Genomic DNA, 22994 nt, shown 5'->3' with positions numbered 1-22994 from the left:
GCCTAGCCCGCGCACTCCAGGACCGTGCGGCACACCCCGCACCGGGCTCGCAGTGCCCGGCCCGCAGGCACCCGCAGGCGCTGCCGGCAGACCGGGCAGGCGAACGACACACCGGTCGCGGGCGCCCCGCCGTCGAAGGCGTACGGGGCGCCCTCGCCCGCCCGGCCCCGGCGCCGCTCCCAGCCGTACCGCCGTCGCTCCGCCCAGCCCGCCCCGGCGAGCGGCGGCGGCGTCCGCTCCCGCCCGGCCTCGGCCCGGCCCCGTACCCACGCCTCGTACGCCACGTCGCTGGTGAACCACGGTGACGGGTCCTCGGCGAAGACCTCGGCCCGCTTGGCGAGGACGTAGCCGAACTCCTCCGGCGTCAGATAGCCCAGCTTCTGGCTCTCCACCCCGTCCTGCCGGTAGGCGTCGAGCAGCAGCCAGCCCGCCCCCAGGTACGTGGTGACGACGTCGGTGAGGATCTCGTTCTCGGCGGTGCCCGGGAAGCCGAGGCCGAGCCGGTGCAGCAGGACATGGGTGATCTCGTGGGCGAGCGCCGCGCCGATGTCCCGGCGGCGCGTCCGGAACCGGTCGTTGAGCTCCACGAAGTACTCGGGTCCCGCCGCGAGCTCGACGGCCGCCGCGTACTCCATCGGCCGGAAACTCACCACCATGCGCGCCTCGGGCAGTCTCAGGTGCCGGACGAGGGCGCGGGCGACCCGCTGGGTGCCGAGGTGCAGGTCCTCGTCGTCGGAGAGGGCCACGTCGGCGGGCGGGACGCTGACCGGGTAGCGGTGCACGCCGTCGGGGGAGAGGCGCCGGTAGAGCGCGGTGAGCGAGGCCCCGATGGTGGCGCGGTGCGGAAGGCCGTGGGCGACACGATCGCCCTCCTGACGGTTCGGCATGCCGGATTCCCCCTTGTTCCCACTGTACGGTCATCCCACCGTCTCTGGCCGAAAAGGCTTCCTTGTGGCGGCAGTTGGGTGCTGTCCATAATCCGGACATGACTTGACGGGCGCATGTCATGGCCGTCGAGGCAACCCCCCATGAGAGAAGGCAGACACGTGAAGCAGAACAGAATGGTCCGCGCACTCCAGAAGTTCGCCGCCGCCGGTGCCGTCGTCCTGGCGGCCGTCAGCCTCCAGCCCACCACCAACGCCGCCGCGGCCCCCGCCCCCGTCGTCGGCGGTACCCGCGCCGCCCAGGGCGAGTTCCCCTGGATGGTCAGGCTCTCCATGGGCTGTGGCGGCTCGCTGATCACCCCGCAGGTCGTGCTCACCGCGGCCCACTGTGTGAGCGGCTCCGGCAACAACACCAGCATCACCGCCACCGCCGGAGTCGTGGACCTCCAGAGCAGCAGCGCCATCAAGGTCAAGTCCACCAAGGTCCTCCAGGCCCCCGGCTACAACGGCAAGGGCAAGGACTGGGCGCTGATCAAGCTCGCCAGCCCCATCACCTCGCTGCCCAACCTGAAGCTCGCCGAGACCACCGCGTACAACAGCGGCACCTTCACGGTGGCCGGCTGGGGCGCCGCCCGTGAGGGCGGGGCGCAGCAGCGCTACCAGCTCAAGGCCAACGTGCCGTTCGTCTCGGACGCCTCCTGCCAGTCCTCGTACGGCAGCGACCTCGTCCCGAGCGAGGAGATCTGCGCCGGCTACACCCAGGGCGGCGTCGACACCTGCCAGGGCGACTCCGGCGGCCCGATGTTCCGCAAGGACAACGCCGGAGCCTGGGTCCAGGTCGGCATCGTGAGCTGGGGCCAGGGCTGCGCCCGGCCCAACTACCCCGGCGTCTACACGGAGGTCTCGACCTTCGCCGCCGCCATCAAGTCCGCCGCGGCCACGCTGTAACGGACTCCGCGTACAGGTGCCCCGGAGCGGCCTCGGCTCCGGGGCACCACCCGTGTACCACCGGGCCTCGGCCCCGCGCCCCGGTCCCAGGCACCCCGTGGCCTCGGCCCCGCGCTCCGGTCCCAAGCACCCCCGTGCCCTCGGCCCCGCGCCCCCGTCCCAGGACCCTCTGCCGGTCCCACGGCCCTCGCCTCCGGCCCAGCGTCGCCCCAGCCCCGCCCGACCCTCGATCAGCGTCCTCGTCTCAGTGGCGTTCCCGCAGGACATCGAGCGTGACGCCCGCCCCCGCGTCACCCTCCAGCTCCAGCACCCACACCTCGTTCACGCCCTCCCGGAGCACCGGGCCCGGGACGAAGAGCGCGTCCTGCGGACCGGCCGTCCAGTACCGGCCCAGGCAGAAACCGTTCACCCACACGAAGCCCCGGGTCGCCCCCGGCACCCGCAGCACCGCGTCCCCCGCCCCGGTCACGTCCAGCGTCCCCCGGTGGAGACCCGGCCCGCTCCGCTCCGCCGCGGGCGCGAACGGCACCTTGTCCACGGCCGCCGCCTCGAACGCGTCCAGACGCAGCCCCCGCGAGCGGAACCCGTGCAGATACTGCCGTTCGTGCCGGACCCCGCCCGTGATCCCCTTCGGCTCCCCCAGCCGCGGACCGTAGTTGACCCGGCCGAGCGACTCCACCCACAGATCCACCACCGCCGGACCCGGCACCGGCCCGGCGAGCGTCACGTCCTCACCGTCCGCCGTGTCGAGGACCCCCGCGAGAAGCCCGTCGACGTACACCACCGCCCGGTCCCGCAGCCCCGTCACCCCCAGCGGATACGGCTGCCGGGGACCCGGCACCGCCACCCGGTGACGGACCAGACCCCGGTCCACCCCCAGCTCCTCGAAGGTCGGCGGCACCGGCGTCACCGACTCCTCGCCGCCGAGCACCTCCAGGACCGCGTCCAGCGACGCCCAGCCGTCGACGGTGCCCCGCACCGGGACCGCGAGCCGCGCCGGCGGCGCCGGAGGCTCCGGCAACGCCCCCACCGCATACCGCGCCAGCACCTCGCGGAAGGCCCAGAACTTCTCCGTCGCCCGCCCCGCCTCGTCGACCGGCGCGTCGTAGTCGTACGAGGTCACCGTCGCCCGCAGCGGCCCGTCGTGCAGCTCACCCGCCCGGTTCGCCCCCGCCCAGCCCGCGAAGTTCGTCCCCCCGTGCGCCATGTACACATTGACCGAGGCCCCGCACTCCAGGATCTCCCGCAACGCCGCCGCCGCGTCCTCCGCGCCCCGCACCGCGTGCTCCGTGCCCCAGTGGTCGAACCAGCCGCACCAGAACTCCATGCACATCAGCGGCCCCGACGGCTGATGCCGCCGCAGCGTCGCGAAGCCCTCCCGCGCCCCCGAACCGAAGTTCGCCGTCGCGAGCACCCCCGGCACCGACCCGCCCGTCAGCATGTGGTCCTCGGGACCGTCCGAGGTGAACAGCGGAACGCTCACCCCGCACTCCCGCAGCAGCCCCGCCACCCGCTCCAGATAGGCCAGATCGCTGCCGTAGCTCCCGTACTCGTTCTCCACCTGCACCAGGACCACCGGACCGCCCCGGTCGATCTGCCGCTCCACCACCTGCGGCAGCAGCCGCCGGAACCAGTTCTCCACCGGCGCCAGGAACTCCGGGTCCAGACTCCGCACCCGCCGCCCCAGCGGACCGGTCAGCCAGTGCGGCAGACCGCCGTTCTCCCACTCGGCGCAGATGTACGGACCCGGGCGCACGATCGCCCACATCCCCGCCCGCGCCACCGCGTCCAGGAAACGGCCGAGCGCCTCGACGTCCCCGTACCGGCCCGGCTCCGGCGCGTACAGGTTCCAGGGGACGTACGTCTCGACGGAGTTCAGGCCCATGGCGCGCAGCATCCCGAGCCGGTGCTCCCACTGCGCCTCGTGCACCCGGAAGTAGTGCAGCGCCCCCGAGAGCAGCCGCACCGGCCGCCCGTCGAGCAGAAAGTCCTCGTCACCCACAGCGAACGTGCTCATGGCCTCACCCTCGCCCTCTGGCGGTGAACCGGTCCATGGACAAAGATCGTCGCAGTTTGGACGTTAGGCCCGCCCGGCAGAACAGGGACGGGGACGAAGGAGGCCACCCGGCATGTACCACACCTGGATGCGCTACTTCACGCCCAGCCCCGTCCACCACCGCCTCGGCCTCGTCTGCCTCGGCGTCGGACTCCAGCACGGCACCCTGCCCACCGTCGGCCCCCGCACCCTCGACCACCACGTCGCCGTCGTCGTCTCCGCGGGCGGCGGCTGGTACCGGGCCGCCGACGGCCGCCGCACCACCGTCACCGCACCCGCCCTGCTCTGGCTCACCCCCGGCGTCCCCCACCACTACGGCGCCGACCCCGGCACCGGCTGGGACGAGGCCTTCGTCGACTTCTCCGGCCCCGCCGCCGCCACCTACACCGAACTCGGCTACATCGAGCCCGACCGGCCCGTCGTCCCCCTCGCCGACGCCGCCCCGGCCCGCGCCGCCATCAGCCGCATCGCCCGCGCCGCCCGAGCCGGAAACCCCCTCCTGGAAGTCGAGACCGGCGCCGCCGTCCACGAACTGCTCGTCGCCCTGCGCCGTGCCCGCGCCGACACCAACGCCGACGGCGACCCCGTCCTCGCCGCCCTCGCCCGCGACGCCTTCCAGCCCTACTCCGTCGCCGAACACGCCGCCCGGCACGGCATGACCGCCGCCGAACTGCGCACCGCCGTCCGCCGCGCCGCCGGATGCAGCCCCAAGGACTACCTGCTCACCGTCCGCCTCGGCCGCGCCAAGGAACTCCTCGCCGCCACCGAACTGCCCGTCGCCGCCGTCGCCCGCCGCGTCGGCTACGACGACCCGGCCTACTTCTCCCGGCTCTTCACCCGCCGGGTCGGCGCCGCCCCCATCCGCTTCCGCGAACAGCAGGGACGGTCCGTGCACGGCGGCTGGAGCAACCGTGTTCCGGATCCCGAACACCCGCCCACGATCCTCCCGAGATCCGTCTAAGCTCGCAGATCATGAGTGACTCCACCCAGGCCCAGCCGGCCGACGCCCCCGCCCAGGTCGACGAGGCCGTACGGGCCGAACTGACCCGGCTGCGCGAAAGCATCGACAACATCGACGCGGCGGTCGTGCACATGCTCGCCGAGCGCTTCAAGTGCACCCAGCAGGTCGGCGTCCTCAAGGCCCAGCACCAGCTTCCGCCCGCCGACCCGGCCCGCGAGGCCCGCCAGATCGCCCGGCTGCGGGAACTCGCCGGGAGCGCGAAACTGGACCCGGCCTTCGCGGAGAAGCTCCTGAACTTCATCATCGCCGAGGTCATCCGCCACCACGAGACGATCGCGGACGGAGCACGCTGATGGCCCGCGTCACGGTCTTCACCCTCGGGGGGACCATCTCCGCCCGGGGCGGCGACGCGGCCCGCATGAGCGGCCAGGAGGTCCTCGCCGAACTCGGCGGCGGCCACGACGTCGTCCTGAACGACTTCCGCCGCGTCCCCAGCTCCACCCTCACCCACGAGGACCTCGCCGCGCTCGCCGCCGAGGTCCGCGCCACCGTCGCCGCCGGCTCCGGCGTGGTCGTCGTGCAGGGCACCGACACCCTGGAGGAGACCGCCTTCCTCCTCGACCTGCTCTGCACCACCGAGCAGCCGATCGCCGTCACCGGCGCCATGCGCCGCCCCGACCTGCCGGGCGCCGACGGCCCCGCCAACCTGGCCGCCGCCCTCGCCGTCGCCGCCGACCCCGCCTGCCGGAACCTCGGCGTCCTCGTCGTCCTCGCCGACGAGATCCACGCCGCCCGGTTCGCCCGCAAGACCCACACCACCTCCGTCGCCACCTTCGCCTCACCCGGCGCCGGACCGCTCGGCAGCGTCGTCGAGGGCGAACCCCGCATCCTGCTCCGCCCCGCCGTCCCGTCCGCCGTCCACCCGCTGAAGCTCGACCCCGAGGTCAGGGTGGCCCTCGTGACGCTCTCCCTCGGCGACCGCGGCGAACTCCTCGACGCCGTCGACCACCGCTTCCAGGGCCTCGTCGTCGCCGCCTTCGGCGCCGGCCACGCCCCCGCCCGGCTCGTCGAGCCCCTGGCCGAGATCGCCCGCCGCATCCCCGTCGTCCTGGCCTCCCGCACCGGCGGCGGCACGACCCTCTCCGACACCTACCGCGGCCCCGGCTCCGAGTACGACCTGCTCCACCACGGGCTGATCCCGGCCGGCCCGCTCGACCCCGCCAAGGCCCGGATCCTGCTGCACGCCCTGCTCTCCAGCGGCGCCTCGGGCCCCGCCGGCTACGACCGCCCCCGCATCACCGCCACCTTCGCCCACCTGAACGGCTCGGGCCTCGCCTGACCCCCCGGGGACCCGGCCGACGGCTCGGGGACCGGTCCGGCCCCGGCCCCGTCGGCCGACGGTTCGGGGACTCGTCCGGTCCGGCTCCGGCCCCGTCGGCCGACGGTTCGGGGACTCGTCCGGTCCGGCTCCGGCCCCGCCGGACCAGGACCGATCCGGTACGGCTCCGGCCCCGCCGCCCGACAGCGGCCCAGGGGCTCCCGTGCCCTCGCGGCCCAGCTCACCCGCCCCGTACGGCTCCGGACCCGCCCGCCCCGGGCGGCCGGACGACTTGCCCCCACCACCCCTGCCCCGCGCCGAAGGCATCGGGCAGCATAGGGCCATGTCCGTACTGACGCGCGACGAAGCGCAGACCCGTGCCCAGCTCCTCGATGTCCAGCACCACCGGGTCGACCTCGACCTCACCGCCGGCGACGACCTCTTCCACTCCCGGAGCCTCATCCGGTTCACCGCCCGCGCCGCCGGGGACACCTTCGTCGAGCTGAAGCCCGAAACCCTGCACTCCGCCCACCTGGACGACCGGCCCCTCGACGTCACGACGCTCGACGGGAACCGCCTCCCCCTGAGCCTCACCGAGGGCGAGCACGTCCTGAGCATCAGTACGACCATGCGGTACTCCCGTACCGGCGAGGGCATGCACCGGTTCACCGACCCCAGCGACGGCGAGTCGTACGTCTACACCCAGCTCTTCATGGAAGACGTCCAGCGCGTCTTCCCCGCCTTCGACCAGCCCGACCTCAAGACCGTCTTCGAGGTCTCCGTCGACGCCCCCGAGGGCTGGACCGTCCTCGCCAACGGCATCACCGAACGGCAGCCCGACGGCCGCTGGAAGGCCGCCCCCACCCCGCCGCTCTCCACCTACTTCGTGTGCGTCGCCGCCGGCCCCTGGCACTCCATCCGCACCGAGCACGCCGGGCTCCCCTTCGGCATCCACTGCCGCCGCTCCCTCGCCGCCCACCTCGACACCGACGCCGACGAGATCCTCGCCGTCACCAAGGCCTGCTACGACCGCTTCCACGAGAAGTTCGAGGAGCCCTACCCCTTCGACTCCTACGACCAGGCCTTCGTCCCCGAATTCAACGCCGGCGCCATGGAGAACCCCGGCCTCGTCACCTTCCGCGACGAGTTCGTCTTCCGCTCCGCCGTCACCGTCACCGAACGCCAGACCCGCGCCATGGTCATCGCCCACGAGATGGCCCACATGTGGTTCGGCGACCTCGTCACGCTGCGCTGGTGGGACGACATCTGGCTGAACGAGTCCTTCGCCGAGTACATGGGCTACCAGACCGTCAACGAGGCCTGCGCCGACCTCTTCCCCGACACCTGGGTCGACTTCGGCGTCACCCGGAAGGCCTGGGGATACGAGGCCGACCAGCGGCCCTCCACCCACCCCGTCGCCCCCGACCCCGAGTCCGTCCCCGACACCGCCTCCGCACTCCTCAACTTCGACGGCATCTCCTACGCCAAGGGCGCCTCCGCCCTCCGCCAGCTCGTCACCTGGCTCGGCGAGAAGGACTTCCTCGCCGGCATCAACATCCACTTCAAGCGCCACAAGTTCGGCAACGCCACCCTCGCCGACTTCATCGACAACCTCGCCGCCGCCACCGACCGCGACGTCCACGCCTGGGCCGACCAGTGGCTCCGCACCACCGGCGTCGACACCCTCACCCCCGCCCTCACCGGCGCGGGCCTCCACTGGGAACTCGCCGTCGAACGCGACGGCAGCCGCCCCCACCGCATCGCCGCCGGCCTCTACGACCGCGACCCCTCCGGCGACCTCGTCCTGCGCGAGCGCCGCGAACTCGACGTCCCGCAGACCCGGCCCGCCGAACTCACCGGCCCCCGCCCCGCCCTCGTCGTCCTCAACGACGAGGACCTCACCTACACCAAGCTCCGCTTCGACACCACGTCCGAGGAATCCGCCCTGCGCGGCCTCTCCCGCATCCCGGACCCCCTCACCCGCGCCGTCATCTGGAACGCGCTGCGCGACATGGTCCGCGACGGCGACCTCGCCCCCGACGAATACCTCGAAGTCGCCCTCGCCCACCTCCCCGTTGAGACCGAACTCGCCCTCGTCCAAGGCGTCCTCGGCTTCGCCCGCACCCAGATCGCCGACCGGTACGTCACCGAGGACGCCCGCCCCGCCGCCCTCGCCACCCTCCGCGAGATCGCCCGCGCCCTCCTCCGCCGCACCGAGGACGGCTCCGCGCCCGGACTGCGCCTCACCGCCGTCCGCGCCCTCATCGACAGCGCCACCACCCCCGACCAGATCGCCTCCTGGCTCGACGAGGGCACCGTCCACGGCGGCCCCGAACTCGACCCCGAACTGCGCTGGCGCATCCTGGCCCGCCTCGCCGTCCTCGGCGCCACCGACGAACCCGCCATCGCCGCCGAACTGCTCCGCGACCCCAGCGCCACCGGACGGGAGGGCGCCGCGCGCTGCCGCGCCGCCCTCCCCACGGAGGAGGCCAAGGCGGCGGCCTGGGCGGCCCTCTTCGACACGGACGCCCTCTCCAACTACCTCTTCACCGCCACCGCCCAGGGCTTCTGGCAGCCCGAGCAGGCCGAACTCGTCCGGCCGTACGTGCCCCGCTTCTACGAGGCGGCCGTCGCCCTCGCCGACCGCCGGGGCCCCGCGATGGCGGAGGCGGCCGGGCGCTACGCCTTCCCGTCGTACGCGATCGACGCGGAGTCCCTGGCGCTCGGGGAACACCACCTGGCATCGACCACCATGATCCCGGCCCTCCGCCGCAAGCTCGTCGACCAACTGGACGACCTCCGCCGAGCCCTGAAACCCCACAACACCTGATCCCCCCGGGGACCGCCAACCCACCGGGCCGACGCCCCCTTCGGGCTGCTGCCCACCCCACCGGGCCGCGCCCCGGTGGGCCGTCGGGGTGGGCGCCCCCGTTGTGGGCATTCGTTCCGCTGGGGCGTGGGGGTCCCCCCGGACGGAGTCTGGGGGAGGGTGGGCACAACGGAACGGCGCCCCTGGCCGGGCCCAGGCTTCCGCGCCCCGACCCGCACCCCGTGGATCGGCGCACGTCTGGTGCGGGCCCAGGCACAAGGAGCGGAGGCGCCGCCAAGCGCGCCGTCCCGTGTGCCCACCCGTCCCGCCCCAGCGGGACGATTGCCCACACGGGTGGGCGGGGGAGGCCGGCTCACACGAGGGCGGAGCGGGCGGCCCGCACGAGCGGGGGAGGGCGGCTCCCCAGGACGCAAGACACCGACCCGCACTCCAAACCCCACCGCACGTCGCTCGTTCGGGTCACAACCGTCGACTCACCGGACACGCCCCGCCCGCGCCCGCCACCCTGTCGACCATGCGTGCCGCACCCCCACCCCTCGCCGGAGGCACCCCCGGCGCCGACGCCCTCCGCCCCCTCCTGGACACCGTCCTCGACGCCCTCCGCACCGGCGCGGAGGAGCGCGGCGGTCCTCTCCCTCCCGGCGGCCCGCAGGCCGTCGCGGCGAGGGCGGCGGCCCTCGGAGCCGTACTCCCCGAGACCGGCACCGGCCCCCACGAGGCGCTCTCCACCCTCGTCCACACCCTCGCCGCCGGCGCCGCCGACCCCGCCCACCCCCTCTGCGCGGCCCACCTCCACACCCCACCGCTCGCCCTCGCCGCCGCCGCCGACCTGGCCGCCTCCGCGCTGAACCCGTCCATGGACTCCTGGGACCAGGCGCCCGCCGCCTCCGCCCTGGAAGCCCTGGTGACCGCCGCGCTCGCCGCCGAGGTCCACCCGGACGCGGCGAACCCCGACGCCCTCGTCACCACCGGCGGCACCGAGTCCAACCAGCTCGCCCTGCTGCTCGCGAGGGAACGCCTCGGCCCGGTGCGTACCGTCGTCGGCGCGAACGCCCACCACTCCTTCCGCCGCGCCGCCTGGCTCCTCGGCCTCCCCGAACCCGTCGTCGTCCCCACACCCCGGGGAACGATCGACCCGGCCGCCCTCCACGAGGTCCTCGCCGCCCTCACCGGCCCCGTCCTCGTCGCCGCGACCGCCGGAACCACCGACGAGGGGCTGATCGACCCCCTGCCGGAGCTCGCCGACACGTGCGCGGCCCGGGGCGCCGACCTCCACGTCGACGCCGCCTACGGAGGCCCCCTCCTCTTCAGCCGAACGCACCGCCACCTCCTCGACGGCCTGCACCGCGCCCGGACCGTCACCGTCGACCTGCACAAACTCGGCTGGCAGCCCGCCGCCGCCGGACTCCTCGCCGTACGCGACGCCACCGATCTCACCGCCCTCGGCCACACCGCCGACTACCTGAACGCGGACGACGACACCGACGCCGGTCTCCCCGACCTCCTCGGCCGCTCCCTGCGCACCACCCGCCGCCCCGACGTCCTCAAGACCGCCGTCACCCTCCGCGCCCTCGGCCGCACCGGTCTCGGCGCCCTCGTCGACGCCTGCCTGGACCGGGCCCAGGACCTGGCCGACCTCGTGGAGAAGAGCCCCGGCCTCGACCTCCGCGCCCGACCCGCCCTCACCACCGTCCTCTTCCGGCCGAGCGGCGCCGACGACGAGACCGTCGCCACCGTCCGCCGCACCCTCCTCGCCGAGGGCCGCGCCGTCCTCGGCCGCGCCCGGGCCGACGACCGCCTCTGGCTCAAGGCCACCCTGCTCAACCCCCACGCCACCCCCGGCGACCTGGCCCACCTCATCACCCTCGTGGAAGGCAGCGCGCACCGATGACCGGCAGCACCCCCAAGGACGAGATCGACCGGCCCCACGACCTGGTGGGCATCGGGATCGGCCCCTTCAACCTCTCCCTCGCCGCCCTCGCACACGGCGTCCCCGGCGGCCTCTCCACCGCCTTCTACGAGCAGAAGCCCGCCTTCCACTGGCATCCGGGCCTCCTCATCGAGGGCGCCACCCTCCAGGTCCCCTTCCTCGCCGACCTGGTGACCCTCGCCGACCCCGCCAGCCCCTGGACCTTCCTCAACTACCTGAAGAGCCGCGAACGCCTCTTCCCCTTCTACTTCGCCGAGAAGTTCCACATCCAGCGCGCCGAGTACGACGCCTACTGCCGCTGGGTCAGCGAGCGACTCCCCGGCCTGAACTTCGGCCACCAGGTCGACTCGGTCCGCTGGAACCCCGAACGCCGCCTGTTCGAGGTCGACTACACCCAGATCGACCCGGACGGCGGCGCCGAGGCCCTCGGCCGCGCCTACACCCGCAACGTCGTCCTCGGCGTCGGCACCGAGCCGTACGTCCCCGAACCCCTCAGGCCGCTCGCCGACGCCCCCGGCGTCCCCGTCTTCCACTCGGCCGACTACCTCGCCCACCGTGACACGCTCCTCGCCGCCGGCCACGTCACCGTCATCGGCTCGGGCCAGTCCGGCGCCGAGGTCTTCCTCGACCTGCTCAGGGCACGCCCCGCCGGAACCGAGCGGATCACCTGGCTCGCCCGCACCGAGGCCTTCGCCCCCATGGAGTACTCCAAGCTGGGGCTGGAACACTTCACCCCCGACTACACCCGCTACTTCCACGCCCTGCCCGAGTCGGTACGCGGCGAACTCATGCCCCGCCAATGGCAACTCCACAAGGGCATCGACGCCGACACGATCGCCGCCATCCACGACGAGCTCTACCGCCGCACCCTCCACGGCGGCTGGCCCGACGCCGTCCTCACCCCCGGCGTCCGCGTCCGCACCGCCGGCCGCGTCGCCACCACCCAGGTCGAACTCCACCTGGAGCACCTCCAGCAAGGCACCCGCTCCCGCCTCACCACCGACGCCGTCGTCCTCGCGACCGGCTACCGGGAACGCCCCGTCGACCGGATGCTCGCCGGCCTCGACCCGTACCTGCGCCATGACTCCACCGGCCGGGCCCGCGTCGACGAACGGTACCGACTGGTCCTGGACCCCTCCGTCACCGGCGCCGTCCACGTACAGAACGCCGAACGGCACACCCACGGCGTCGGCGCCCCCGACCTCGGCCTGGCGGCCTGGCGGAGCGCCACCATCCTCAACTCCGTCACCGGCAAGGAGCCGTACCCGCTCCCGCGCCGCACCGCGTTCACCAGCTTCGGCCTGGAGACACGAGAGGCGCCGAGCATCCCGGCCCAGGGCCAGAAGCTGACGCCTCTCACACAGATCGTCTGACCGTCTAGAAGACCGGCACGCCGTCCCGGGTCAGCTTCCAGTCCACCGACGCGAACAGACCCGGGTCGACCGTCCCCTTCGCCCGCACCCACTGGATGATGGTGTTGCGGATCTCGTCCGAGTTCGCCCACAGCTGCTGCGCGCCCGCCACGTGCGGGAACGCGCCGCCGCCGCTCGCCCGGTAGTTGTTGACCGCGAGGACGAACCTCGCCGCCGGGTCGAGCGGCCTCCCCTCGAAGGACAGGTTCACGATCCGGGAACCCGCCGGCCGGGCGATGTCGATGTCGTACGTGAGCCCCGACACGGCGTCGTAGTTGTAGTCCGGCGTCCCGTCCGCGTTGGTCAGCTTCGCCGTGTCGACGGGCGCGCCCGCCGGCGTCCGCACGTAGTACCGGGCCGAGAACTCCAGGTAGTCCTTGAGCTGGGCACCCGTGAGCAGACGCGCCTCCAGGGTGTTCTCGAAGGGGTACAGTCCGGCGGCGTCCTTGATGGAGACCTGACCGGCCGGAATGCGGGCCGTACGGGAGAAGCAGGAGGCCTGCGACAACACCGGCAGAGCCGCGTACGCCCCACCGGCGAGCGCGGCCTTCACCGTCTCGGCCTGGACGACGTTGATCAGGTCGATGATCGGCTCGTCCTTCCACGGCGCGTCGGCCGTGGTCATCGCGGCGGTCGAGGTGCCGATGATCTGGTTGACGTACGCGACGACCTTCTTGTGCTCGTCCCCGAGCAGCCGGGTGATCTTCCGGTCCTCCGCCACCGTGTTCGAGTTGAGGACCTGGGCGGCGACCTTCTCGACGGTCCAGCGCCCCTTCTCCCACACCAGGTCGAAGTCGAAGAGGGTGAGCCGCTGGCCCCACTTCAGCGGCTCGGACAGGACGACGTCTTTGCCCGTCTCCTTGTTCCTCACCCGGTACTCGGGGATCTCCGTGTGCGCGTGGCCCACGAGGATGGCGTCGATGCCCGGCACCTGCTCGGCGACGAGCCCGGCCGCGTTCTCGATGTGGGGCAGCTGGTCACCGTACGAGGAGGTGCCGCTGGAACCCGAGTGCGCCGAGACGACGACCACGTCCGCGCCCATCGACCGCAGCTTCGGCACCCACTTCGCGGCCTGCTCCTCCAGACCCGGGAAGACCATCTTCCCGCTGACGTTCGCCTTGTCCCAGATGGCGATGCCCGGGTTGGTCAGGCCCAGCACCGCGACCTTCACGTCCTTGCCGTGCGGGGTGCGCAGCCGGTGCATGCTGTACGGGGCGAAGGCCGGCCGCAGGGTCTTCGCGTCGAGCGCGTTGGCGCCGAGCAGCGGGAAGTCGCACTGCTCCTCGAACTTCCGCAGCACCGGGATGCCGTAGTTGAACTCGTGGTTGCCGAGCGCGGCGGCGTCGTAGCCGATGGCGTTCATGGCCTGGGCCATCGGGTGCACGGGGCCCCGGCGGGCCGTGATCGGGTCGACCTTGGCGTAGTAGTACGACAGCTGCGTGCCCTGGATGGTGTCACCGGCGTCGATGAGCAGGGTGTTGCGGCGCCCCTTCTCCTCGCGGACCTGGTCGACCAGCGTGGAGATCTTGGCGAGGCCGACGTCGTTGTGCGCCTTGTCGTCGAACTCCTTGTCCGTGAAGTAGTCCCAGTTGAAGACGTTGCCGTGCAGATCGGTGGTGCCCATCACGGTGAAGGAGTACCGCCTGGCCGGCTTCGGACGGTGTCCGTGGCCGTGTCCGTGGGCCTCGGCGGGGGCGGCGACCCCGGCGGTGAGGGCGGCTCCGGCCCCGACGGCGACAGAGCTCTCCAGGAACGTCCGGCGGTTCAGCGGCATGTGTCTCTCCTTGGTTCGGTGACGTCGCCTCAGGCCCGTTCCGGGCCTGGTCCAGGCCCGGTAGGGACGCACAACGCGCGTAGATTCTGGCTCAGGAGCCACGTCGGCAACAGCCCTTCCGGGTTACGGAGTGGGAAAGTGTTCGTGGGACGTTCGTTGCCGAACAGGGAGGAACCAGGACGTGACGCAGGAACACGCGACCCCCGACGCACCCCGGGTGACGGTCCGGGGTGAGGGGCGACTCGAGGTCGACCCCGAGCTGGCCCAGGTATGGGTCACGGTCTCCGCCCGCGGCGCGGACCGCGCGGCGACACTCGCCGACCTGACCCGGCGCAACACCCAGGTCCTCGACCTGCTCAAGGCGCAGGGGACGGCGGTCGAGAAGGTGGAGACGGGCAGCCTGTCGATCGCCCCCGACCTCGCCCGGCGCGGACGCGGGGAGCGGGTGCAGAACTACCGGGGCCGGGTCCAGGTGAAGGCCGGGCTGACCGACTTCACCGTCCTCGGCGAACTCGTCGCGCGCCTCGCCGACCTGGAGATGACGAGCGTCGACGGCCCGTGGTGGGCACTGCGGCCGGACTCCCCGGCGTACGCGGAGGCGCGACGGCTCGCGGTGACGGAAGCGGTCCAGCGGGCGCGGGCCTACGCCGAAGCGCTCGGCACCTCGCTCGCCTCACTCCTCGAACTGTCGGACGCCGGCGCGGAGGACTCCATGACGCCGGGGCACCGGGCGTACGGCCCGGTGCCCGTCGCCTTCGCGGCCGAGGAGGGCGGCGCGGCCCCCGGTCTCGACCTCGAACCGCAGCGGCAGACCGTCACGGCCGAGGTCGTCGCACGCTTCACGATGAGGCCGCCCGCACTCTGAGACGAAGGCCGCCGGGGTGCGGAAATCGCTCATCGGAGCACCCCGGTGCACAGATTCAAGACTTGTCAACAGCCTTTCACGGAAAGGTTGTTGAGTAGTCATGTCCCGCCAACTCGCTACTGGTGGGTAAGCCCTAGGCTCGACCCATGCGCCGAGCGAAAATCGTTTGTACCCTTGGGCCCGCCACCGAAACATACGACCAGATCAAGGCATTGATCGAGGCCGGAATGGACGTGGCCCGCTTCAACCTCAGCCACGGCTCGTACACCGAGCACGAGGAGCGCTACCAGCGCGTCCGCAAAGCCTCCGACGAGACCGGCCGCAGCATCGGCGTCCTCGCCGACCTTCAAGGCCCGAAGATTCGCCTCGGCCGCTTCCGTGAAGGCCCCGTACTCCTTGAACGCGGCGACGAGTTCACCATCACCGTCGAACCGATGGAGGGCGACCGCCACGGCTGCGGCACGACCTACTCCGGACTCGCCGCGGACGTCACCACCGGAGAGCGCATCCTCGTCGACGACGGCCGCGTCACCCTCGAAGTCGTCGCCGTCGACGGACCCCGCGTGAAGACCCTCGTCATCGAGGGCGGCATGGTCTCCGACCACAAGGGACTCAACCTCCCCGGCGTCGCCGTCTCCGTCCCCGCCCTCTCCGAGAAGGACATCGACGACCTCCGCTGGGCGCTCCGCATCGGTGCCGACGTCATCGCCCTCTCCTTCGTCCGCAGCGCGCGCGACATCGAGGACGTCCACCGCATCATGGACGAGGAGGGCCGCCGGCTCCCCGTCATCGCCAAGATCGAGAAGCCCCAGGCCGTCGAGAACATCGAGGAGATCGTCGCCGCCTTCGACGGCATCATGGTCGCCCGCGGCGACCTCGGCGTCGAAATGCCCCTGGAGCAGGTGCCGATCGTCCAGAAGCGCGCCGTCAAACTCGCCAAGCGCAACGCCAAGCCGGTCATCGTCGCCACCCAGATGCTCGACTCGATGATCGACAACTCCCGGCCCACCCGCGCCGAGGCCTCCGACGTCGCCAACGCCGTCATCGACGGCACCGACGCCGTCATGCTCTCCGGCGAGACCAGCGTCGGCCGCTACCCGGTCGAGACCGTCCGCACCATGAGCCGGATCGTCGAAGCCGCGGAGGAGGACGTCCTCGCTAAGGGCCTGCCGCCCCTGACCGACCGCAACAAGCCCCGCACCCAGGGCGGCGCCGTGGCGCGCGCGGCCGCGGAGATGGGCGACTTCCTCGGCGCGAAGTTCCTCGTCGCCTTCACCCAGTCCGGCGACACCGTCAAGCGCCTCTCCCGCTACCGCTCGCCGATTCCGCTGCTCGCCTTCACCCCGGACCCGGCCACCCGCTCCCAGCTCAACCTCACCTGGGGCGTCGAGACCTTCCTCGGCCCGCACGTCGACTCGACGGACGCGATGGTGGCCCAGGTCGACGAGGAACTGCTGCGGATCGGCCGCTGCCGCCCGGGCGACATCGTGGTGATCACGGCGGGCTCCCCGCCGGGAGTCGCGGGCTCGACCAACCTGGTCCGGGTCCACCACATCGGGGAGTCGCTGACATAGTCAGTGTTTGGGCCCCACGTGAAGGTCCATGAGCGCGACGGAGGCTTTGCGGGCGACGGAGATGTTCTGCGCGGTGCGCGATTGGTTCGCGGACTTCCAGTCGACGCCCACGCGGTCGAGGGCGTCGGTGAAGAGCCCGATGATGTCGGCGGACGAGTTGGTGAAGAAGTAGCGGGGGTACTCGTACCGCTTGGTTCGTCCGCCGATCACCTTCTCGGTCCAATTGGTGATCCGGCTGCCGTCGGAGTGGATGAGCCCCCGAATGAACTCCCAGGGGTGCGCCGTGACGATCGTCTGCTGCCACGGTTCGAGGACGATGAGGCGCTCGTGCTTCTTGCCCGGCCCGTGCTGAGGGAAGATGCATCGGAGATGCTTGGAGTAGATCTTGACGTCCGAGCACCCCTGCCTCTGGACCTTCGAGGCGTGATTACCGGGCAGGACGGACTGCATGGCCCGCACGCACGCGTCGATGAGACCCGGCCAGGTGTCCGTGCACGAGATGGAAAGGCTTGGCACCCGCATTGCGAGGCTCTGGGCGATGTGGCCGTCGCCGAGGTAGAGACCGAGCAGGTACGCGTATGCGGCTGCGTCGAGTTCCCGCCCGTCGCACTGTGGGCAAAGAGGGCTGCGCCTGCCCGGGCACTCTCCACGCTTCGCGCGGTCCACGTGCTTCCAATAGCTGATCGTGCCCTTGGGGACGTTGAGTTCGCGAGCCACGTCGGCGTTCCTGGCGCCGCCTCGTAGCAGCGTGAGCGCCCGCTGGCGTACGTCCGCGCCGTAAAAGTTCATACGGTCACTCTGTGCGATGAATCATCGCCGTGCGCAGCGAAAAGCGGACGTTCACGCGAAAGTGAACGTCCGCTTTGTGATCGGTGCCGGGTGCGGGACTTGAACCCGCAAGCCCTTTCGGGCAAAAGCTTTTGAGGCTTCCGCGTTTGCCGATTTCGCCAACCCGGCAGGTTGCCACTCGGAGTGTACCCGGTCACTCGTCCGGCCAGCAGCTAGGTAGGCTTCCTGGTGCAGCACACTGCCCCGCAACGAGGAGCCCCCGTGACCGCCCCCGAGTCGCCCCAGCCCGCCGACGACGCCGACGCGTCGCACGTCCCGCCGCTGACGACCCGTGTCGTCATCGCCGAGGACGAGGCACTCATCCGTCTCGACCTCAAAGAGATGCTGGAGGAAGAGGGCTACACGGTCGTCGGCGAGGCCGGTGACGGTGCCAAGGCCGTCGAGCTCGCCCGCGAGCACCGCCCCGACCTCGTCATCCTCGACGTGAAGATGCCCGTCCTCGACGGCATCTCGGCCGCCGAGAAGATCGCCGGGGAGTCCATCGCCCCGGTCCTCATGCTGACCGCCTTCTCCCAGCGCGAGCTGGTCGAGCGGGCCCGGGACGCCGGTGCCATGGCGTACCTCGTGAAGCCGTTCAGCAAGAGCGACGTCGTGCCGGCGATCGAGATGGCCGTCTCCCGCTTCGCCGAGATGCGCGCCCTGGAGCAGGAGATCGCGGACCTCTCCCAGCGTCTGGAGACCCGCAAGCTGGTGGACCGCGCGAAGTCGGTCCTGCAGACGCAGTACGGGCTGACGGAGCCGGCCGCGTTCCGGTGGATCCAGAAGACCTCCATGGACCGCCGCATGTCGATGCAGCAGGTCGCCGAGGCCGTCATCGAGGACGCCGAGGAGAAGAAGGCGGCCAAGGGCAAGGAGTAGCCCCGGCCTCCCCCACGTACAAAGAAGGCCCGCCCCACAGCACTGTGGGGCGGGCCTTCTGTCGTGGGGCGGGTCAGTCCTCGCCGAGGTAGGCCTTGCGGACGGACTCGTCGTGGAGCAGGTTCTGGCCGGTGCCCGAGAGCACGACCTTGCCGATCTCCATGACGTGGCCGTGGTCCGCGAGGGCGAGCGCGGCCTGGGCGTTCTGCTCGACGAGCAGGATGGTGGTGCCCTGGGCCTTCAGCTCGGCGATCGTCGCCATGATCTTCTGCATCATGATCGGGGAGAGGCCCATGGAGGGCTCGTCGAGCATGAGCAGCTTGGGCTGGGACATCAGGGCCCGGCCCATGGCGAGCATCTGCTGCTCACCGCCGGAGAGCGTGCCGGCGGCCTGCTTGCGACGCTCGCCCAGGATCGGGAAGAGGTCGTAGGCGCGCTGGACGTCCTTGGCGATGCCCGCGGTGTCCTTCCGGAGGAAGGCGCCGAGGAGGAGGTTCTCCTCGATCGTCATGCGGGGGAAGATGTGCCGGCCCTCGGGGGAGTGGGCCAGACCCAGCGAGACGATCTTGTGCGCGGGGATCTTGCGGAGGGACTTGCCCTCGAACTTGATCTGGCCGCCGACCGGCTTGAGGAGCCCGGAGAGGGTCCGCAGGGTGGTGGTCTTGCCGGCGCCGTTGGTGCCGATGAGGGTGACGACCTCACCGGCGTCGACGGAGAAGGAGATGCCCTTGACGGCCTCGATCTTTCCGTAGGCGACGCGCAGGTCCTCGACTTCGAGCAGTGCGGTCATGCGTCGTTCTCCTTGCCCGAAGCAGGGTCGTGCGGGGTGTCCTCCGAGGCCTTGGGGGCGGTCGGGGCCTTGTCGGCCGCGGCCTCGGGGGTCTCCGGGGCGTCCTCGGAGGCGTCCTCGGAGGCGTCTTCGGAGGGGGCGTCCTCGGAGGGAGCGTCGTCGGACGCGTCCTCGGCCGGCTCCTCCTCGGACACGGTCTCCTCGGTGGCCACCGTCGTGGCCGCGTCCTTCGCGGGGGCCTCGTCCGCCTGGACGGGCTCGCCCAGGTAGGCGGCGATGACCCGCTCGTCGCTCTGGACGGTGTGGCTGTCGCCCTCGATCAGCTTCTGGCCCTGGACGAGCACGGCGACCCGGTCGCACAGGTTGAAGATGAACCGCATGTCGTGCTCGATGACGAGGACGGCGATGCCCATGTCCCGGATGGCGAAGATGAGTTCCTCGGCCGCCCGCGTCTCCTGCGGGTTCATGCCGGCGGTGGGCTCGTCCAGCAGGATCAGGCCGGGGTCGCTCGCCAGGGCGCGGGCGATCTCCAGCTTGCGCTGCTCGCCGTACGGGAGGTTCTTGGCGAGGTGCTGCGCCTTGTCCTGGAGACCGATGAACTCCAGGAGCTCCATCGCCCGGTTCGAGGCTTCCGCCTCGGCCTTCTTGAAGGCGGGGAGGCGGAGCAGCGCGGACCAGAGGCCCTGCTTCATCCGGGTGTGGCGTCCGACGAGGACGTTCTCCAGGACGGTCATGTTGTGGAAGAGGCGGATGTTCTGGAAGGTGCGGGCGATGCCGGCGTCGGTGACCTTGTAGGACGTGGGCGGCAGGACCGTGCCCTTGTACCGGACTTCGCCCTCGGTGGGGACGTAGAGGCCGGTGAGGCAGTTGAAGAAGGTGGTCTTGCCGGCGCCGTTGGGGCCGATGAGACCGACGATCTCGCCGCTGTTGACGGTGAGGTTCACGTCGCGGACGGCGGTGAGGCCGCCGAAGCGCATGGTGACCCCGCGCGCGTCGAGTACCGTCTCGCCGGCGGCCGGCGCGGTGGTGGCGTCGGCGGTCTTCGTGGTGGTCGTCATGGTTCAGGCACCTGCCTTGGCGAGCGTGGCGGGCGTCTCGTCCTTCTCGTGGAACTCCAGCTGGTTGCGCCGGTTGGCGATCATGCCCTCCGGGCGGAAGCGCATGAGCAGGATCAGCGCGACGCCGAAGGCGAAGAGCTGGTACTCGCCCATGAACTGGAGCTTGTTGGGGATGAGGAAGAGCAGAGAGGCGCCGACCAGCGGACCGCTCATCGTGCCCATGCCGCCGAGGACGACGGCCGCGAGCAGGAAGGCGGAGTTGGGCGGGATCGGACCGGCGAAGAGGTACTGCTCCGGGGTCACGGTGTAGGTGACGTGGGCCTGCACGGTGCCGGCGAGGCCGGCGAGCGAGGCGCCGAGCGCGAAGGCGATGAGCTTGACCCGGAAGCCGTTGATGCCCATGGCGAGCGCGGCGGTCTCGTCCTCGCGGATGGCGACCCAGGCGCGGCCGATGCGGGAGTCGCCGCTGCGCCGGAAGACCAGCACGACGACCGCCATGATCAGCAGCATCAGGAAGAAGTAGTTCGCGAAGCGGCCGATGGTGAATCCGGCGATCGAGTGCTCGGCGCCGAAGTCGAACCCGAAGATGTTGAGGTTCGGGATGGACGCGATGCCGTTGGACCCGTTGGTGATGTCGGGGCCGGAGGTGCCGTCGGTGTTCATGACGGCGATGCGGAAGATCTCACCGAAGCCGAGCGTCACGATGGCGAGGTAGTCGCCGCGCAGTCGCAGGGTCGGGGCGCCGATGAGGACACCGAAGACCAGGGAGGCTCCGGCGCCGACCAGGATGGCGGCCCAGAAGGGGAAGTGCACGCCGAACGGCGAGGTCGGGGCGCCCGAGACGAGGGCGGCCGCGTAGGCGCCGACGCCGAGGAAGGCGACGTAGCCGAGGTCGAGGAGACCGGCGAGGCCGACGACGATGTTCAGGCCCAGGGCGACCGTGGCGAAGATCAGGATGTAGACGCCGAGCGTCGCGTACTGGTCGTCGGTCTGGGTGAAGGGGAAGAGCGCCGCCGCGGTGAACGCGCCCGCGATGGTGAGGTTCTGGTGCTTCTTGGTGAGCTGCGTGGCCTGCTGGGTGAGGCCCGACTTGTTGACCGCGGCGAACCCGAGGGCTGCGGTGATCAGGAAGCCGAGGAACAGCTCGTCGTACTCGGTGCCGACGCCGTAGGTGAAGACGCCGAGCGCCACGGCGAGGATGCCCGTGATGATCAGGATCTCGACGGAGGAGTGCAGCGGGGGCAGCTTGCGCACGGGGCCGGTGGTGGCGAAGGCGCCCTTGAAGGCGATCCAGCCGTTGCCGGCGCGGTGCTTGAACTGGTCCCAGCCGGTGTCCTCGGGGTCCACGGGGTGGACCTTCGGCCGCTCGAAGGGGAGGGCGAGGGCGCCGAGGAGGGTGATCAGGGTGGCGAAGGCGACGATCGCGCCGCCCGGCTCCAGGTTGACCGGTCCGCCGAGCGAGACGCTGATCGCGGCGACGGTGTACCAGGTGGTGCCGAAGGCGGCGAGCGCGGCGAACTTGACGGCCGCGTCGGCGCCGGCCGGGGTGAGCCAGCGGGTGCCCTTGACGCCGTACGAGGAGAGGGCGAAGAGGGTGGTGAGCAGGCCCAGGACCAGGACCTGGAGCTGGAGTCCGGCGGGGGAGCCGTAGTACGTGAGGTCGCCGGGGAACGTGGGCGTCCAGGTCCAGGCGAGGAAGCAGCTGGCGACGGTGAGGACGGCGCCGCCCAGGGTGAGGGCGCGGGCGGCCTTCGCCGGCACGAAGCCGATGAGGCCGGTGGCCGCGGCGGGCTCGGAGCCCGTGGCCGCCTGGGGGTTCTCGGAGATGGTGGTCATGGTGCTCACGCCCTGTCCGCGACGCGCTCGCCCAGGAGGCCTTGTGGCCGGGCGAGGAGTACGACGATGAGGAGTACGAAGGCCCAGACGTCGGCCCAGGACTGGCCGCCGAGCTGCTCCATACCGGGGATGTGGCTGATGTACGCCGTCGCCATGGTCTCGGCGATACCGAGGACGACTCCGCCGATCATGGCTCCGTAGATGTTGCCGATACCGCCGAGGACCGCGGCCGTGAAGGCCTTGAGTCCGAGGAGGAAGCCCATCTTGTAGTCGACGACGCCGTACTTGAGGCCGTAGGCGACGGCGCCGACGGCGGCCATCGCGGCGCCGAGGGCGAACGCGATCACGATGATGCGGTCCGTGTTGACGCCCATGAGCTTGGCGGTGTCCGGGTCCTGCGCCGTGGCCTGCATGCCGCGGCCGACGCGGGTGCGCATGACGAAGAAGGCGAGGACGGCCATGCAGATCGGGGCGGCGATCAGGAGGAAGACGTCGCCGGTCTGGATGGTGACCGGGCCGAGCTCGATGGGGCCGCCGGGGATCTGCGGGAAGGTCCGGGCGGACTTCGCCTCGGGGTACCACACCCACACCGCGTACTGCAGGGCGAGCGAGAGACCGATGGCCGTGATGAGGGGGGCGAGGCGTGGGCCACCGCGGAGCGGTCGATAGGCGAATCGTTCCGCCCCGACGGCTATGGTGGTCGCGACGATCACGGCACCGATGATCATGACGGGCAGCGCGACCCACATGCTGGTGCCGCCGGGCAGGATGAGCCAGACCGTGAGCGCCCCGAAGCCGCCGGTCATGAAGATCTCGCCATGGGCGAAGTTGATGAGCTGGACGATGCCGTAGACCATCGTGTAGCCGACGGCGACGAGCCCGTACATGGATCCCAGTAGCAGGCCGTTGACCAGCTGCTGCGGCAGTTCGTTCACCGCATTGTCCTCCGAGACTTTCGACGGATGTGACACCGCGCGGGGAGCCAGGTGCGGCCCCCCGCGCGGTGAAAGTGGTGCTGAGTGGTGCTGGTGATGCGGAGTGGTGCGGTTGA

At 71.6% G+C, this 22994-nt stretch carries 18 protein-coding genes and 1 tRNA gene; 10 read left to right on the top strand and 9 right to left on the bottom strand.

What is annotated here, in order from left to right; all coding sequences use genetic code 11:
* Positions 1-2: 2 nt before the first annotated feature.
* Entirely contained in the window at positions 3-887 is an 885-nt protein-coding gene (locus ABT129_RS05620; protein ID WP_351896921.1) for a hypothetical protein, read from the bottom strand.
* 174 nt (positions 888-1061) lie between these two features.
* Between ABT129_RS05620 and ABT129_RS05615 the strand changes: the two genes are divergently transcribed.
* Complete coding sequence (locus ABT129_RS05615; RefSeq protein WP_351897070.1) at positions 1062-1832, top strand: S1 family peptidase; 771 nt, start codon at positions 1062-1064, stop codon at positions 1830-1832.
* A gap of 244 nt (positions 1833-2076) precedes the next feature.
* On the opposite strand, the gene ABT129_RS05610 is transcribed toward ABT129_RS05615, so the two are convergent.
* Positions 2077-3849, bottom strand: a complete 1773-nt coding sequence (locus ABT129_RS05610; RefSeq protein ID WP_351896919.1) for a glycoside hydrolase family 35 protein — start codon at positions 3847-3849, stop codon at positions 2077-2079.
* A 112-nt stretch (positions 3850-3961) separates the two neighbouring features.
* Between ABT129_RS05610 and ABT129_RS05605 the strand changes: the two genes are divergently transcribed.
* From ABT129_RS05605 to ABT129_RS05580, 6 genes are all read left to right on the top strand, one after another.
* Complete coding sequence (locus tag ABT129_RS05605) at positions 3962-4849, top strand: helix-turn-helix transcriptional regulator (RefSeq protein WP_351896916.1); 888 nt, start codon at positions 3962-3964, stop codon at positions 4847-4849.
* 11 nt (positions 4850-4860) lie between these two features.
* Complete coding sequence (locus tag ABT129_RS05600) at positions 4861-5202, top strand: chorismate mutase (RefSeq protein ID WP_351896914.1); 342 nt, start codon at positions 4861-4863, stop codon at positions 5200-5202.
* Positions 5202-6188 (top strand): asparaginase, encoded by a 987-nt coding sequence (locus tag ABT129_RS05595; protein ID WP_351896911.1) that lies wholly within the window; start codon positions 5202-5204, stop codon positions 6186-6188. Before ABT129_RS05600 ends, ABT129_RS05595 begins: the two co-directional genes overlap by 1 nt.
* A 322-nt stretch (positions 6189-6510) precedes the next feature.
* The gene (gene pepN, locus ABT129_RS05590; protein ID WP_351896909.1) at positions 6511-8997 is read left to right on the top strand and encodes an aminopeptidase N; all 2487 of its coding nucleotides are present in this window, start codon (positions 6511-6513) and stop codon (positions 8995-8997) included.
* Positions 8998-9511: 514 nt separating this feature from the next.
* Entirely contained in the window at positions 9512-10888 is a 1377-nt protein-coding gene (locus tag ABT129_RS05585; RefSeq protein ID WP_351896906.1) for a pyridoxal phosphate-dependent decarboxylase family protein, read from the top strand.
* On the top strand, positions 10885-12300 hold the full coding sequence (locus ABT129_RS05580) for a lysine N(6)-hydroxylase/L-ornithine N(5)-oxygenase family protein (RefSeq protein ID WP_351896904.1): 1416 nt from the start codon (positions 10885-10887) through the stop codon (positions 12298-12300). Before ABT129_RS05585 ends, ABT129_RS05580 begins: the two co-directional genes overlap by 4 nt.
* A 4-nt stretch (positions 12301-12304) precedes the next feature.
* Here ABT129_RS05580 and ABT129_RS05575 read toward each other — a convergent pair whose 3' ends face one another.
* Positions 12305-14113, bottom strand: a complete 1809-nt coding sequence (locus tag ABT129_RS05575; RefSeq protein WP_351896903.1) for a 5'-nucleotidase C-terminal domain-containing protein — start codon at positions 14111-14113, stop codon at positions 12305-12307.
* Between the two features lie 181 nt (positions 14114-14294).
* Here ABT129_RS05575 and ABT129_RS05570 point away from each other — a divergent pair, with 181 nt between their 5' ends.
* Entirely contained in the window at positions 14295-14978 is a 684-nt protein-coding gene (locus tag ABT129_RS05570; protein ID WP_351896901.1) for an SIMPL domain-containing protein, read from the top strand.
* Between the two features lie 146 nt (positions 14979-15124).
* Positions 15125-16552 (top strand): pyruvate kinase, encoded by a 1428-nt coding sequence (gene pyk / locus ABT129_RS05565; RefSeq protein ID WP_351896900.1) that lies wholly within the window; start codon positions 15125-15127, stop codon positions 16550-16552.
* On the opposite strand, the gene ABT129_RS05560 is transcribed toward pyk, so the two are convergent.
* A complete protein-coding gene (locus ABT129_RS05560) occupies positions 16553-17341 on the bottom strand; it encodes a helix-turn-helix domain-containing protein (protein WP_351896898.1) in 789 nt (262 codons plus the stop codon).
* Positions 17342-17425: 84 nt separating this feature from the next.
* A tRNA-Leu gene (locus tag ABT129_RS05555) sits at positions 17426-17509 on the bottom strand.
* A gap of 93 nt (positions 17510-17602) precedes the next feature.
* Here ABT129_RS05555 and ABT129_RS05550 point away from each other — a divergent pair.
* Positions 17603-18259: an ANTAR domain-containing response regulator gene (locus ABT129_RS05550; RefSeq protein WP_351896895.1), complete on the top strand. Its 657-nt coding sequence runs from the start codon at positions 17603-17605 to the stop codon at positions 18257-18259.
* A gap of 73 nt (positions 18260-18332) precedes the next feature.
* On the opposite strand, the gene ABT129_RS05545 is transcribed toward ABT129_RS05550, so the two are convergent.
* The 4 genes from ABT129_RS05545 to ABT129_RS05530 are packed head-to-tail and all read right to left on the bottom strand — an operon-like array spanning position 18333 to position 22878.
* A complete protein-coding gene (locus ABT129_RS05545; protein WP_024757294.1) occupies positions 18333-19049 on the bottom strand; it encodes an ABC transporter ATP-binding protein in 717 nt (238 codons plus the stop codon).
* On the bottom strand, positions 19046-20107 hold the full coding sequence (locus ABT129_RS05540) for an ABC transporter ATP-binding protein (protein ID WP_351896892.1): 1062 nt from the start codon (positions 20105-20107) through the stop codon (positions 19046-19048). The genes ABT129_RS05545 and ABT129_RS05540 overlap by 4 nt, the downstream gene beginning before the upstream one ends.
* 3 nt (positions 20108-20110) lie before the next feature.
* On the bottom strand, positions 20111-21943 hold the full coding sequence (locus tag ABT129_RS05535; RefSeq protein WP_351896890.1) for a branched-chain amino acid ABC transporter permease: 1833 nt from the start codon (positions 21941-21943) through the stop codon (positions 20111-20113).
* A 5-nt stretch (positions 21944-21948) separates the two neighbouring features.
* Complete coding sequence (locus tag ABT129_RS05530; protein WP_209494229.1) at positions 21949-22878, bottom strand: branched-chain amino acid ABC transporter permease; 930 nt, start codon at positions 22876-22878, stop codon at positions 21949-21951.
* Between the last annotated feature and the right edge of the window lie 116 nt (positions 22879-22994).

The sequence above is a fragment of the Streptomyces sp. NPDC002057 genome, assembly GCF_040296665.1.
GTDB lineage: Bacteria > Actinomycetota > Actinomycetes > Streptomycetales > Streptomycetaceae > Streptomyces.
The sequence above is the reverse complement of the archived record's forward strand: the minus strand, read 5'-3'. Positions and strand labels throughout refer to the sequence as shown.